This window comes from Streptomyces sp. NPDC005494 (assembly GCF_042872025.1).
Taxonomy (GTDB): Bacteria; Actinomycetota; Actinomycetes; order Streptomycetales; family Streptomycetaceae; genus Streptomyces.
In genome coordinates this window covers 325,345-338,516 of the sequence record NZ_JBIAJR010000005.1, presented here as the reverse complement: position 1 = coordinate 338,516, position 13,172 = coordinate 325,345, and the positions used below count along the sequence as shown (strand labels likewise).

12 protein-coding genes are annotated in these 13,172 nt (G+C 72.9%); 7 read left to right on the top strand and 5 right to left on the bottom strand.

Annotated elements, in window-relative coordinates; all coding sequences use genetic code 11:
* Nucleotides 1-229: 229 nt before the first annotated feature.
* Nucleotides 230-907, top strand: a complete 678-nt coding sequence (locus tag ACFYQ6_RS17920; RefSeq protein ID WP_361583105.1) for a hypothetical protein — start codon at nucleotides 230-232, stop codon at nucleotides 905-907.
* 28 nt (nucleotides 908-935) lie between these two features.
* On the opposite strand, the gene ACFYQ6_RS17915 is transcribed toward ACFYQ6_RS17920, so the two are convergent.
* Both ACFYQ6_RS17915 and ACFYQ6_RS17910 read right to left on the bottom strand, forming a co-directional pair.
* Nucleotides 936-3,296: a serine/threonine-protein kinase gene (locus tag ACFYQ6_RS17915; RefSeq protein WP_361583107.1), complete on the bottom strand. Its 2,361-nt coding sequence runs from the start codon at nucleotides 3,294-3,296 to the stop codon at nucleotides 936-938.
* A 270-nt stretch (nucleotides 3,297-3,566) separates the two neighbouring features.
* Nucleotides 3,567-4,370, bottom strand: coding sequence for a VOC family protein (locus ACFYQ6_RS17910; protein WP_388763730.1), 804 nt, complete (start codon nucleotides 4,368-4,370; stop codon nucleotides 3,567-3,569).
* A gap of 422 nt (nucleotides 4,371-4,792) precedes the next feature.
* Here ACFYQ6_RS17910 and ACFYQ6_RS17905 point away from each other — a divergent pair, with 422 nt between their 5' ends.
* From ACFYQ6_RS17905 to ACFYQ6_RS17885, 5 genes are all read left to right on the top strand, one after another.
* Nucleotides 4,793-5,440, top strand: coding sequence for a TetR family transcriptional regulator (locus tag ACFYQ6_RS17905; RefSeq protein WP_388763728.1), 648 nt, complete (start codon nucleotides 4,793-4,795; stop codon nucleotides 5,438-5,440).
* 146 nt (nucleotides 5,441-5,586) lie between these two features.
* Nucleotides 5,587-6,252 carry a pyridoxal 5'-phosphate synthase gene (locus ACFYQ6_RS17900; RefSeq protein WP_361583115.1) on the top strand — a complete coding sequence of 222 codons (666 nt, stop codon included), beginning with the start codon at nucleotides 5,587-5,589 and terminating at the stop codon, nucleotides 6,250-6,252.
* Nucleotides 6,253-6,321: 69 nt separating this feature from the next.
* Nucleotides 6,322-7,233, top strand: coding sequence for a zinc metalloprotease HtpX (gene htpX, locus ACFYQ6_RS17895; protein WP_361583117.1), 912 nt, complete (start codon nucleotides 6,322-6,324; stop codon nucleotides 7,231-7,233).
* Between the two features lie 10 nt (nucleotides 7,234-7,243).
* Nucleotides 7,244-7,828, top strand: coding sequence for a hypothetical protein (locus ACFYQ6_RS17890; protein WP_388763726.1), 585 nt, complete (start codon nucleotides 7,244-7,246; stop codon nucleotides 7,826-7,828).
* A gap of 95 nt (nucleotides 7,829-7,923) precedes the next feature.
* The gene (locus tag ACFYQ6_RS17885) at nucleotides 7,924-9,108 is read left to right on the top strand and encodes a flavin-containing monooxygenase (protein WP_388763724.1); all 1,185 of its coding nucleotides are present in this window, start codon (nucleotides 7,924-7,926) and stop codon (nucleotides 9,106-9,108) included.
* A 9-nt stretch (nucleotides 9,109-9,117) separates the two neighbouring features.
* Here the strand turns inward: ACFYQ6_RS17885 and ACFYQ6_RS17880 are convergent, their stop codons facing one another.
* From ACFYQ6_RS17880 to ACFYQ6_RS17870, 3 genes are all read right to left on the bottom strand, one after another.
* The gene (locus tag ACFYQ6_RS17880) at nucleotides 9,118-10,050 is read right to left on the bottom strand and encodes a hypothetical protein (RefSeq protein WP_388763722.1); all 933 of its coding nucleotides are present in this window, start codon (nucleotides 10,048-10,050) and stop codon (nucleotides 9,118-9,120) included.
* A gap of 26 nt (nucleotides 10,051-10,076) precedes the next feature.
* A complete protein-coding gene (locus ACFYQ6_RS17875) occupies nucleotides 10,077-11,567 on the bottom strand; it encodes an MFS transporter (RefSeq protein WP_388763720.1) in 1,491 nt (496 codons plus the stop codon).
* A gap of 73 nt (nucleotides 11,568-11,640) precedes the next feature.
* Nucleotides 11,641-12,072, bottom strand: a complete 432-nt coding sequence (locus tag ACFYQ6_RS17870) for a DUF2809 domain-containing protein (RefSeq protein WP_388763718.1) — start codon at nucleotides 12,070-12,072, stop codon at nucleotides 11,641-11,643.
* Between the two features lie 61 nt (nucleotides 12,073-12,133).
* On the opposite strand from ACFYQ6_RS17870, the gene ACFYQ6_RS17865 reads away from it, so the two are divergent.
* A complete protein-coding gene (locus ACFYQ6_RS17865) occupies nucleotides 12,134-13,123 on the top strand; it encodes a helix-turn-helix domain-containing protein (RefSeq protein WP_361583130.1) in 990 nt (329 codons plus the stop codon).
* Nucleotides 13,124-13,172 lie beyond the last annotated feature (49 nt).

Sequence of the window (13,172 nt, the reverse complement as noted above, 5' to 3'; positions counted from 1 at the left end):
CAACGTAACGCACAGCATTCCGGACGCTTGCCCAGGGTTCCGTCATGGCCCTGTCACGGTCTCGTCATGGCGTCCGTCCGGTCGGCCACTGTCCCCATCCGCACCGCCTGTGTCCGTGTCCGGCCTTCCGCCGGCCCCCGGCCTCCGATGGCAGGGCAGATCGGCCAGGCGTAGCGTCGATCCGGGGAGCGGTGCGCACAGCCGTGCGCCATGGCCCGGGAGGCTGTCGATGATTCGCAATGTCCTCGGCTCCGTCGTGGCTCTCGTAGGAGCCGCGGCCGCCGTGCAGAGCCCCTTCCACAGCTGGTACAACGACCGCCTGGGCCGGGACTACCGCGTCCAGGACCCGTTCGCCGGCATCACGGAGGTCTCGTCGTCCGTGATGGGCTCGATCCTGCTGCCCTTCCTGTTCGCCGCCCTGGTGACGCTGGTGGGGGTCGTGCTCCGCAGCCGCTGGGTGGTGGCGCTGGCCGGCCTGATCGTGCTCGGCTTCACCGTGCTGTGGATGGTCCGCGTGGGGCAGGCCGTGGGGAGCCTGACGGTCGACGGCGACGCATCCGGGCTCCGCTGGGGCGTGGCGCAGGCGCTGGCGGGCGGGGTCCTGCTCCTGCTGGGCGCACTGCTGATGTCCGGGCGGCGGCGGGCGGCGCGTGCGGACCGTACCGCAGAACCGTATCCCGTACCGCCGGACGACCGTCCGGACACCTGGCCTCCGACGCAGGAGCCGGGTCCGGCCGCGCAGACGTCCCCCGGTCCGGAACCCGAGGCGCATCCGTACACCGGGCCGGGCCGCCACCGTGCGGCCCCCGGGGACGAGGACACCGCCCGGTACCCGGTACAGGACGAGGGCTCCTACCCGCGGGACGAGGGGCAGGACCGGGACCGGTACCACCCGCCCCACCCCTGAGAGCGGCGCCCCGAGCGCGCCGGGGCGGTCAGGCCCGGGCCCTGTTGCCCGTGCCCGTGCCCTTCAGGGCGTCCAGGGCGTACACGCAGCGGTCCTTGCTGCACGCGTACACGACACCCGCCTGCGCCACCGGGGAGCCGGTGATCTCGCCGCCGGTGGCCAGCTTCCAGCGGAGCTGGCCGCCCGCCGCGTCCAGGGTGTACAGCACGTGGTCCGCGGAGCCGAAGTGGACCCGGCCGTCCGCGACCACCGGTGTGCCGATCACGTCGCCGCCGGCCGCGAAACGCCACTTGGGCGTGCCGGTCACCGCGTCCAGGGTGTACAGCGCGCTGCCGCTGCCGACGTGCACGTTGCCCCCCGTGACCAGCACGGGCTCGACGGACTGCCTGGCCTCCGTCGCGATGCGCCAGCGGTCCTTGCCGGTCGAGGCGTCCAGGGCGTACACGGTGCCGAGGTAGTCCGCGAGGTAGACCCCACCGCCCGTGACCGCCGGTCCCGGCGCGAAGGCGGGCGGGGAGAGGAAGACCGCCGGTGACTCGAAGTGCCAGCGCACCCGGCCCGAGACCGTGTCCACGGCCAGCACCCGGGTGCCCGCGGCGACGTACACGAAGCCGTCGGGCGCCGGGGTCACCCGGACCGGGACACCGCCGCAGGAGGCCGCGTCGCCGACGGGGTACGACCACCGCTCCGCACCGGTGCGGGCGTCGACGGCCCGCAGCCGGGCGTCCTGCCACAGGAACACCGTGCCCTGGTGGATGACGGGCCCGGCCTCCGGGGTCTCGAAGTCCGTCTGGACACCGCCGGTCTCCCACAGCTTCTCGCCGCTGGACGCCTCCCACGCCTGTACGCCGCCGCCCCGCGTCGCCGTCAGGACGGTGCCCCGGTCGGCCTTGAGGGCGTACACCCACGCGTCGGTCCCGAGCCGCCACCGCTCGGCGCCGGTCGCCGCGTCCAGCGCGTACAGCGACGGGCCGTCGGAGGCGTGGATCCGGCCGCCGTCGACGGTCATCGACCAGGCGACGTCGCGGGTCTTGAACTGCCGCCTGCCGTTGCCCACGTCCAGCGCGTGGACCTCGAAGGACGTCACGTAGAGCAGGTCACCGACGACGACGGGCGTGCCCCAGACGTCGTTCGACATGCGGAAGCGCCAGGGCCGCCAGCGCTCGGGGGCGGCGGGCGCCGCGTCCGGGGCCTGCGCGGGGGCGGGCACCGGAGCGGTGGGCGCCACGGCTCCGGTCCGGCCCCCGGGCGGGCGGACCCAGCCGGTCGCCGGGTCGGCGTGCGCGGCGGCGGGCCCCCTGACGTCCACGGGGCGCGGCCCGGGGCCGATCGGCACCTTGGCACCCGCCAGCCGCACGGGCCCGCCGTCGGGGACGGGCGCCGGCGCGGTCCGCAGGTCGCCGCCGAGCCACGAGCCGTCCTGGTCGGCGCCCTGCGGCGGCCGGGAGGGGGGCGGCGGCACGACGACCGGGGCGGGTGCGACGGCGACGGTACGGCCGCCGCCGCGGCGCTGCTCGATCATCGCGGTCGCGACGGTCGGCAGCCAGGCCGAAGCCGTGCCGCTGTCGTCGCTGCCGGAGGCGAACAGGTGCGGGGCCAGCTGGGCCTGGAGGTCCGCCGGGCTCGGCCGCCGGGCCGCGTCCATCTGCATGCAGGACTCGATGAGCGGGCGCAGGTCGTCGGGGAGCCCCTCGGTGTCGGGGCCCTCACGCAGCAGCATGAACACGGTCTCGACGGGGTTCGCGCCGTGGAAGGGCGCGTGGCCGGTGGCCGCGAAGACCAGGGTCGAGCCGAGCGAGAAGATGTCGCTCGCGCCCGTCACACTGCGGGAGTCGCGGGCCTGCTCCGGAGACATGTACGCGGGGGTGCCCACCGCGACGTTCGTCATCGTCAGCCGGGTGTTGGAGACGCCGGACGCGATGCCGAAGTCGATCACCCGCGGTCCGTCCTCGACGACGAGGACGTTGGACGGCTTCAGGTCGCGGTGGACGAGACCGGCCCCGTGGATCGACTGCAGGGCCTCGGCGATCCCTGCGGCCAGCCAGCGCACGGCCTGCGTCGGCATCGGCCCGCACTCACTCACTATCTCCTCGAGCGACGGGGCGGGGACGTAGGCGGTCGCCAGCCAGGGCACGGCCGCCCGGGGGTCCGCGTCGACCACGGCGGCCGTGTAGAAGCCGCTGACCGCGCGCGCGGCCTCCACCTCACGCGTGAAGCGGACCCGGAACAGCTGGTCCTCGGCCAGTTCCGTACGAACGGTCTTGATCGCCACCCGCCGGCCCGACGCCGACCGGGCGAGATAGACCAGCCCCATGCCGCCGGCCCCGAGCCGTCCCAGCACCTCGAACGGGCCGATCCGCCTCGGGTCATGCTGCGTAAGCTGCTCCACTTGCCTGCCACCTCCCCGTACGGACCTCAGGAACAGAAGCCCGCGAAATCCCGCCCTGTGCAGCGTCTCACCACTGGGCACCACCTGGCGGTGCGCACCCTGATTCTTCCTGGCTCGGGGCCCGGTTGCGAACCCGGGGGCAGATCCGGGTGTCTTGTGGCAGTCCACCCCTTTCAGGACACCTCCGGCCGGCCGCGGAGGCCGGGAGGACCACGGCGGGGACCGGCCGGCTACGGAGCAGGGCGGCCGGCTGCGGAGCGGTCCGGCCGGCTAGGGAAGCAGCTCGGTGGGCTGGAGCACGGCGAAAGCCGCACCCTGGTCGTCCTGGAGGACGGCCGTCCGCCCGTACGGGATGTCCATGGGCGGGGCCGTGATCCGGCCACCGAGGCGCACGGTGGTCTCGGCGGTGCGGACGCAGTCGGCGACGGCGAAGTAGTTGAGGAAGTGACTGGGCATCATCTCGGGGAACGCGTCCGTGATGAGGGCCCGGCCGCCGATCGCGGTGTCCTCCCCGGGCTCGGTGCCGGCGGGTGACCACACGCGGAACGCCTCCGCCTCCCGCGCCCCGTCCGGGGAACCCGGCAGCTCGATGTCGGTCCCCTGGAAGCCGAAGACCTGCTCGTAGAAGGCGTCCACCCGTTCGGGCTGCCGGGTGTAGACCTCGGTCCAGCAGAAGGACCCCGGCGCGTTCTGCTTCTCGAAGCCGGGGCGGTCGCCCGCCTGCCAGAGACCGAAGACCGCGCCGCCCGGGTCGGCGGCCTGGGCGAGGACACCGGCCCGCTCGGCCCGCACCGGATCCGTGATCACCTGGCCGCCCGCCTCACGGATCAGGGCGACGGTGGCGAGGATGTCGTCGGTGGAGAAGTAGACGCCCCAGGTCGTGGGCATGCGGCCGTCCTGCTTCGCGGCGAGCGCGGCCACGAGCGCGCCGTCGCTGTACGCGTCCGCGAAGGGCATGCCGTCGCCCGCGTGGAAGGTCCAGCCGAACAGCCCGCCGTAGAAGCGCTTGCCCGCCTCCAGGTCGGAGAGCTGGACATCCACCCAGCACGGCGCCGACTGCGCGAATACGGCCATGGCCCGGGTCCTTCCGTCGCGGCGAGGGGACGCCGCTGTCGCGGTGACTTCGCCGCGGGAGGCTGTGGACCGCTGCGGCCCACGGCGAGGTGGACGGTGACGCCCGTCACACTCAACGTAGCGTCGAGGGCCGCGCGGCGCGCCCCGGGGAGGCTGAATAGAACTTATGCCCGAATCGTGAAGATGTCCGGACCCGGTGGACGAAGGTTGTCCACCGAAGTTATCCACAGGCTGTTGATAACACGATCACCCCGGGGCACCTCCGGCGCGGTCCGGTCGTGCAATTCAATAGCCCTTTGCGCCCGCGGAAATCTGGCTTCCACAACACCGGGAAATGCGCTCTTCGCCCCGCCCGCCCTGGGCCGTTCCCCATTTGCAGTCGGCCAAATCGCGCTCGGATCACCCCTCGGTAAGCTGACGGCATGACAGGACAAGTACGCACCGTCGACGGCCGCGTGGCTGGTCGGCGAGGTCAGGCGACGCGGCAGAAGCTGCTCGACTGCCTCAGCGAGATGCTCAGCTCCTCGCCGTACCGGGACGTCAAAGTCATCGACGTCGCCCGGAAGGCGGGGACTTCACCCGCGACTTTCTACCAGTATTTCCCCGATGTCGAGGGCGCCGTTCTCGAACTCGCGGAAGAAATGGCCAAGGAGGCATCCGGACTGACCGAACTGGTCAGCGGCCGTTCCTGGGTCGGCAAGGCCGGCTGGCAGAGCTCCGAAGAACTCGTCGAGGGATTCCTCGACTTCTGGCGGCGTCACGACGCGATCCTCCGCGTCGTCGACCTCGGCGCGGCCGAGGGCGACAAGCGGTTCTACAAGATCCGCATGAAGGTCCTGAACTCGGTCACCGGCTCCCTGGCCGAGTCGGTCAAGGAACTCCAGGCCAAGGGCAAGGTGGACAAGGACGTCAGCCCCGCGGCGGTGGCCGGCTCCCTGGTCGTCATGATGGCCGGGGTCGCCTCGCACCAGAAGGGCTTCACCACCTGGGGCGTCAAGCAGGCCGAACTCCGCCCGACCCTCGCGCTGCTGGTCCACCTGGGCATCACCGGCAAGAAGCCGGTCAGGTAGGCCCCGGCAGCCCCGACCCCACCACATCCAGCCGGGCACCGCGGGCTTCCGCGGTTCCCCGCGTCCTGTCTCACCGACGGCGGACCACCCCTGTGGTCCGCCGTCGGCGCTTTCCGCACCGCACGCGAGGCTGTGGAATGGGGAGCATGAACGATGCGCAGAAGGCCTTCAGGGACCTGCTCCACACCCAGCGCGTCTGGGACGTGCCCCTCCCCCGTCTGGACCCGGCCTCCGCCCCCGCCGATCCCCTCGCCCTCTTCCACAGCTGGTTCGCCGAGGCGGTGGCGGCCGGCCAGACCGAGCCGCACACCATGACCCTCGCGACGGTGGACCCGGAGGGTCTGCCCGACGTGCGGACGCTGATGCTGCACGACGCGGACGGGCGCGGCTGGCACTTCGCCACCCACGCGACCAGCGCGAAGGGCCGGCAGCTCGCCGCCCGGCCGTACGCCGCCCTCGGCTTCTACTGGCCCGCCCAGGGCCGCCAGGTGCGGGTGCGCGGGCCGGTCACCCCCGCGAGCCGTGCGGAGAGCCGGGCGGATCTGCGGGCCAGGTCGACGGGCGCCCTCGCTTCGGCGCTGACGGGTTCGCAGAGCGAGGTGCTGCCCGCGTACGACGATCTCGTACGCGCCTCCGAGGCCGCCTGGGAGCGGGCGCGGGCCGAGCCGGACGCGGAGGCGGAGACCTGGACGCTCTACGTGGTCGAGCCGCGGGAGGTCGAGTTCTTCCAGGGGGACGCCCGGCGCCGGCACGTGCGGCTGCGCTACCGGCGCGAAGGGGCGGACTGGAGGCGCGAGCTCCTCTGGCCGTGAAAAGCGCCATTCGTCCCGTTATGGCGGCGGAGGCGCATCATGGGAGGCAGATGAACGCTGGAGGCCCTCATGGCACGATCCCGTTCCCGCTACGCCCCGGACCGCGGCCTGACCACCCGCATGGTGAGCACCATGTTCTTCATCGGTCTGCTGTACGTGGTCCTGGTGGGCGTGCTCCTCGCCGTCCTGCGCGGTGCGTGGCCGGTGATCCTGGCCCTCACGGGCGGACTGTTCGTCGCGCAGTTCTGGTTCAGCGACCGCATCGCCGCGTACGGGATGGGCGCCCGCGAGGTGACACCGCAGGAGGCGCCCGAGCTGCACGGCGCGATCGACCGCATCTGCGCCCTCGCCGACATGCCCAAGCCCCGGGTGGCCGTCGCGCGGAGCGACGTGCCGAACGCCTTCGCGACCGGGCGCAGCGAGAAGACCGCGCTGGTGTGCGCCACGACCGGGCTGCTGCGCAGGCTGGAGCCGGAGGAGCTCGAAGGCGTCCTCGCCCACGAGATGTCGCACGTGGCGCACCGCGACGTCGCCGTGATGACGATCGCGTCGTTCCTCGGGGTCCTCGCCGGGATCGTCACCAGGGTCGCCCTGTGGGGCGGCTTCGCACGCAACAGCAGGGGGAACGACCCGGCGGGCGTCATCCTCATGCTGATCCCGCTGATCAGCGCGGTCGTGTACGCACTGAGCTTCCTGCTGACCCGGCTGCTCTCCCGCTACCGCGAGCTGTCGGCCGACCGTACGGCCGCCCTGCTCACCGGCCGCCCGTCGGCGCTCGCGTCGGCCCTGACCAAGGTGAGCGGGCAGATGGCCAGGATCCCGACGGAGGACCTGCGGAAGGCCGAGCCGTACAACGCGTTCTACTTCGTGCCCGCCTTCGCCGCCCGGGAGAGCCTCGGCCGGCTGCTCTCCTCGCACCCGACCCTCGAACAGCGGCTGGACCAGCTGGCGCGCATCTCCGCCGGCCTGTCCCGTCCGTGAGGAGCCTTCCGTGGGCCTGCTCGACAGCATCCTGGGGCGCGCCAGACCCGTACGCCCCGACCTCGACCAGCTGTTCGCCGTGCCGTCCGCCGCGCTGACCCTCCAGGCGGGGACGGGTTTCACTCCGACCGGGCTCGGCTCGGTGTGCTTCGCCGGGGTGGAGGGCGGCGCGTTCGCCCGTGTCCGGCAGGACGTGCGGGAGTTGCTCGACGCGGACACGGCGCGGGGCGGGATCCCGGTGGAGTTCAGCACGGACGCCTACGGCTACACCTGGCTGCTCGCCCGCCAGGAGCCCGATGACACGGCCGCGCTGGTCAACGACCTGCACGCGGTCAACACCCTGCTGCGGGACGGCGGGTTCGGGCCCCATCTGCTCTGCTCGATGATCGGCTTCCGGAACCCGGAGGGGCGTTCGCTGGCCCTGGTCTACCTCTACAAGCGGGGCACCTTCTACCCGTTCGCCCCGGCGCCGGGCGGCGGGGAGAAGCGCGACAACCAGCTGGAGCTCCAGGTCCGCGCCGTCCTCGGTGACGACCTGCGGCTGGAGGGCGACCTCTCGCGCTGGTTCCCGGTATGGGGCGCACCCGGCCTCTGAGTTCGCCCTCCGCGACGGGTATCCGTGATCATTTCGCAACCGATTCCCACCCGAACCGGGACCCATCATGTTCATGTCCTATTACGCTCCGAAGCATGCCCGAACCCACCTCCGTCTCCGGTACCCCTCTGCCCGCCTCCATCGACCGGACCGACGGCCGGCCGGTCTACGTGATCGGCGGCGGTCCGGGCGGTCTCGCCGCCGCGGCAGCCCTGCGGGAGCAGGGTGTCCGGGCGGTGGTGCTGGAGAAGTCCGAGCACGTGGGGGCGTCCTGGCGCCGCCACTACGAGCGGCTGCACCTGCACACCACTCGGCGCTGGTCCGCGCTGCCGGGACTGCGCATGCCGCGCCGTTTCGGCCGTTGGGTCTCGCGCGCGGACATGGTCCGCTACCTGGAGAAGTACGCCGTCCACCACGAGCTGGAGGTCGTGACGGGCGTCGAGGTGTCCCGGATCGACCCGGCGCCGGACGGCGGCGGCTGGCAGCTGAGCGCGACCGGCGGGCGCGTGCTCACCGGACGCGCGGTCGTCGTGGCCACCGGCTACAACCACACCCCGCGGATACCCGCGTGGCCCGGCCGCGAGGGCTTCACCGGTGAGCTGCTGCACGCCGCGGAGTACCGGGCCCCGGCCCCGTACGCGGGCAAGGACGTCCTCGTGGTCGGCATCGGCAACACCGGGGCGGAGATCGCCGTCGACCTGGTCGAGGGAGGCGCCTCCCGGGTACGGATCGCGGTCCGGACGGCCCCGCACATCGTGCGCCGCTCGACGGCGGGCTGGCCCGCGCAGGGGACCGCCGTCCTGGTCCGCAGGCTTCCGGTGCGGCTCGTCGACGCCGCCGCGGGCCTGCTGAGCCGTGTCGCCGTGCCCGACCTCTCCGGACACGGCCTGCCCAGGCCCGACACCGGCCTGTACAGCCGGGTCAAGGAGGGTGCCGTCCCGATCCAGGACGTGGGCCTGATCGACGCGGTGAAGAGCGGCCGGGTGATCCCCGTGGCGGCCGTCGAGTCCTTCGACGGGGACGCGGTGGTGCTGGCCGACGGCACCCGGCTCACCCCGGAGGTGGTGATCGCGGCGACCGGTTACGAACGCTCGCTGGAACCGCTGGTGGGCCACCTCGGCGTACTGGGCCCCGGGGGCCGCCCCGTGGTGCACGGCGCCCGCACGCCCCACAATGCTCCGGGCCTCTACTTCACCGGCTTCACGAACCCCATCAGCGGCATGCTCCGTGAGATCGCCCTGGACGCCCGGAAGATCGCGGGGCGCCTGGGCCGGCACTGACCGGAGAGATCAGCCTCTGGTGAGGACCCGGACGTCACCCACGTCCGGGTCGCCGAACAGGACGTACAGCTCGGGCCGTTCCTCCGTGCCGCCCACCGTCCAGCTCATGGCCGGGCAGTCCACGGGCGCGAGCTCGACCGTTCCGCCGGCCGGACCGTCCGCGGGCCTGTACGTCCACGAACTCCCGCCGTCGCAGAAGACCTCCTGGAAGTCGGACTCGTACGGCACGCCGGTGAGTTCCGCCCGGCCGCCCTCGGCCAGCCTGATCTCGGTCAGCCCGTCCCCGCTCCTCCAGACCCCGTACATCCGCGTCTCACCGAGGCGTGGCGGGGTGTAGTGCCCCACCAGGCCCGTGGCGAGCGCGATCGCACAGGCCAGTACGGAGACCAGCACGAGGAGCACCCCCGCGCACAGGGACGCCAGACACACCGCGCCGGCCCCCGGTGCCCGGCCCCGCCTCCGCTCGATCCTGTGGAGCAGGGCGACCCCCAGCAGCGGCAGGACGGCACTTCCCCCGATCCAGGCCACGGCAGGGACGTACGGGGCACCCGCCGCCGCCACCGGTATCGCATAGACCGCAGCCAGTACGAGGGCGAACGCCGCCTGCCACTGCCCCGGTCCGCCGGGTGCCCGCCGGGCCACCGCGCCGCCCAGGAGATCGGCCGGCATCGTCATGAGGGCCGTGTGGGCCATCCCGAGGACGAGGAGCAGCGGCGGGCCCAGGATCATCGTGAACAGCAGGCCGAGCGACGAACCGCCCGGCCTTCCGTACTCGTCCGTGCGTCCCAGCTGGAACACATCGAAGCCGACGAGCAGCGCGCCCAGTTGCGAGGCGCAGACCACCAGGGCCACGGTGCCGTCCCGCCCCACGGCCCTCGGTCTGCCGCTCTTCTCCGCCACGCTCATCCGCCCCCCGGCGCCCGCCCCAGTACGGGACGTCACCGTAGCGGGCGCTCCCGGACCGCCCGTCAGCGGCCCACCGCGTCCACCGTGCCCACCGCGTCCCGCACGGGCTCTCGCTTGCGGCGGATCACCAGGGCCATCAGGGCGGCCGTCGCGCACAGGGCCCCGGAGGCGTACCAGACCAGGTCGTACGAGCCCGTCACGTCTCGTGCCACGCCTCCTAGGAAGGCGACCAGGGCCGCGCCCACCTGGTGCGAGGCCAGGACCCAGCCGAAGACGATGGCGCTGTCCTCGCCGTACTGCTCACGGCAGAGGGCGAGGGTCGGCGGCACGGTGGCGACCCAGTCCAGGCCGTAGAAGACGATGAAGAAGACCATCGTCGGGTGCACCGTCGGCGCCATCAGCATCGGCAGGAACAGCAGCGAGACGCCGCGCAGCGCGTAGTAGACGGCGAGCAGCCGGCGGGCGTCGAAGCGGTCGGTGAGCCAGCCGCTGAAGATCGTGCCGATGATGTCGAAGACACCGATGACGGCGAGCAGCGAGGCCGCCGCGGGGATCTCCATGCCGTGTTCATGTGCCGAGGGGATGAAGTGGGTGCGCATCAGGCCGTTGGTGGAGGCTCCGCAGATCGCGAACGATCCGGCCAGCAGCCAGAACGGGCCGGTGCGGGCCGCTTCGAACAGGACGCGCACCGCGCGGGTCGCGGCGCCCGTCACCGGTGCCGGCTTCTCCACGTACGTCCCGCCGTAGGGGGCGAGGCCCACGTCCGCCGGGTGGTCGCGCAGCAGGAGCCAGACGAACGGGACGACGACGAACGCCGCCAGCGCGACCGTCAGCGTGGCCGGCTGCCAGCCGTGCTCGTCGACGATCCAGGCGCACAGCGGCAGGAAGATCAACTGGCCGGAGGCCCCGGCCGCCGTCAGGATCCCGGTGACCAGTCCGCGGCGGGCCACGAACCAGCGATTGGTGACGGTCGCGGAGAAGGCCATCGCCATCGATCCGGTACCCAGGCCGACGAGAAGGCCCCAGTAGAGCATCAGCTGCCAGGCCGCCGTCATCCAGTAGCTCGCCAGGGCCCCTGCGGCCACCGTGCTGAGCGCGACGACCACGACCCGGCGGATGCCGAACCGGTCCATCAGCGCCGCCGCGAAGGGTGCGGTCAGCCCGTAGAGGGCCATGTCGATGGAGACGGCGAGACCTATCTCGCCGTACGACCAGCCGAAATCGTCATTGAGCGGCTCGATGAGGAGGCCGGGGAGCGAGTTGAAGGCGGCGCCGCCGATGATCGTCACGAAGGTGACGGCGGCGACGATCCAGGCACGGTGGATACGCGGCCGGCGGGAGAGGGCCGGTGCGCTCTCGGCCGTCGCGCTCTCGGCGGACGCGCTGCGGGCGGACGCGCTGCGGGCGGACGCGCTTTCGGCCGTCGCGCTCTCAGCGGTCGCGCTGTGGGCGGTCGCGCTCTCAGCGGTCGCGCTGTGGGCGGTCGCGCTCTCAGCGGTCGCACTGTGGGCGGGCGCGCTCTCGGCGGTCGCGCTTTCGGTTGTCCGGTTCACGCCGCTCAGCATCCGGCCGGCGGCCGTCCCCGCACGAGTGGCTGAGTGGACACCCTTCGCAGGGATCGGGCCATCAGGACCGGGTCCGCGGAGTCGCGCTCCAGGCCATGAGGCGGCTGTGGGCGGCCCAGGCCAGACCGGCCCCCACCGCGTACCAGAACAGGTCCGGCGCGTTGAACGTCGAGCCGAGCACCAGCCGCGCGGCCGTGCTGCGGAGCGCCAACTCGGCCGGTACACCTGTCAGCTGGGCCAGCTCCACCGCCCAGCTGACGGCCAGGGCGATGCCCGCCGCCACCGGGTGCCGCACCCTCGGCGCGAGGACCGTGACGAGGATGTGGATCAGTGTCGTGTAGAGGGCGTCGCCCGCGTACTTGGCCACGTCCCCGCCCGCCGTCGCGCGGACACCGAGGCCGGCCGCCACGGTCACGACCGCCGCCGCCCCCGCCGTCGCACGGACCACGGCCTCGCGGGGAATGGCTGAACGCGCACTCGGCATTTCCTGCATGAACGGTACGTTTATCAGTCCGCAGCCGACACATCCAACGCGTGGGAGAGCAGGGGCCCAGATGCGCCATCGCGTCGCCGTACTCGCCCTCGACGGGGTGATCCCCTTCGAACTGGGCATCCCCCAGCGGATCTTCGGCCGCGCCCGGAGGCCGGATCCGACCGGCGACGACGAGCCGCTGTACGACATCGTGACCTGCTCCGTACGCCCGCCCGGCCCGGTACGCACCGACGCCGACTTCGACATCGTGGTCGAGCACGGCCCCGAGGCGCTGGCCGCCGCCGACACCGTCGTCGTACCGGCCTCCTACGAACTGGGCCCCGTGTACGACGAGGGACGGCTCACCGACGAACTGGCCGCCGCCTTCGCGTTCATCAGACCCGGGACCCGGATGGTCGCCATCTGCACGGGCGGCTACGCCCTCGCCGCCGGCGGATATCTCGACGGGCGCCCCGCCACCACGCACTGGGCTTCCGCAGACCACTTCCAGCGGCTCTTCCCGCAGGTCCGCGTCGACCCGGACGTCCTGTTCATCGACGACGGGGACGTACTGACCTCGGCCGGGGTGGCCGCCGGGATCGACCTCTGCCTGCACATCGTGCGGCGCGACCACGGCACCGCCGTCGCCAACGACGTCGCCCGCCGCACCGTCGTGCCCCCGCACCGGGACGGCGGCCAGGCGCAGTACATCCAAAGGCCCCTGCCCGAACCGCGGTCCGCCACCACGACGGGCGCGCGGGCCTGGGCGCTGGGGCGGCTGGAGCAGCCGATCCTGCTGCGCGACCTGGCGCAGCGGGAGTCGATGAGCGTGCGCACCTTCACGCGGCGGTTCCGCGAGGAGGTCGGCGTCAGCCCGGGGCAGTGGCTCACCCAGCAGCGGGTGGAGCGGGCGCGGCAGCTGCTGGAGTCCTCGGACCTGTCGATCGACCAGGTGGCACGCGACGCGGGCTTCGGCACGGCCACCTCCCTGCGGCAGCACGTACAGGCCGCGCTGGGGGTGTCACCCACGGTCTACCGGCGGACGTTCCGGTCGGAGGTCGCGGGGCGCTGAGCGGGCGCCGAGCTGCCCCGATCGGCCCCGAGCCGCCGAGCGGAAGCCG

Bases quoted from the DNA above. Each gene is read 5' to 3' on its own strand.
- ACFYQ6_RS17920 (WP_361583105.1), top strand. From the start codon at position 230: ATGATTCGCAATGTCCTCGGCTCCGTCGTGGCTCTCGTAGGAGCCGCG.
- ACFYQ6_RS17910 (WP_388763730.1), bottom strand. From the start codon at position 4,370: ATGGCCGTATTCGCGCAGTCGGCGCCGTGCTGGGTGGATGTCCAGCTC.
- ACFYQ6_RS17905 (WP_388763728.1), top strand. From the start codon at position 4,793: ATGACAGGACAAGTACGCACCGTCGACGGCCGCGTGGCTGGTCGGCGA.
- ACFYQ6_RS17900 (WP_361583115.1), top strand. From the start codon at position 5,587: ATGAACGATGCGCAGAAGGCCTTCAGGGACCTGCTCCACACCCAGCGC.
- htpX (WP_361583117.1), top strand. From the start codon at position 6,322: ATGGCACGATCCCGTTCCCGCTACGCCCCGGACCGCGGCCTGACCACC.
- ACFYQ6_RS17885 (WP_388763724.1), top strand. From the start codon at position 7,924: ATGCCCGAACCCACCTCCGTCTCCGGTACCCCTCTGCCCGCCTCCATC.
- ACFYQ6_RS17870 (WP_388763718.1), bottom strand. From the start codon at position 12,072: ATGCAGGAAATGCCGAGTGCGCGTTCAGCCATTCCCCGCGAGGCCGTG.
- ACFYQ6_RS17865 (WP_361583130.1), top strand. From the start codon at position 12,134: ATGCGCCATCGCGTCGCCGTACTCGCCCTCGACGGGGTGATCCCCTTC.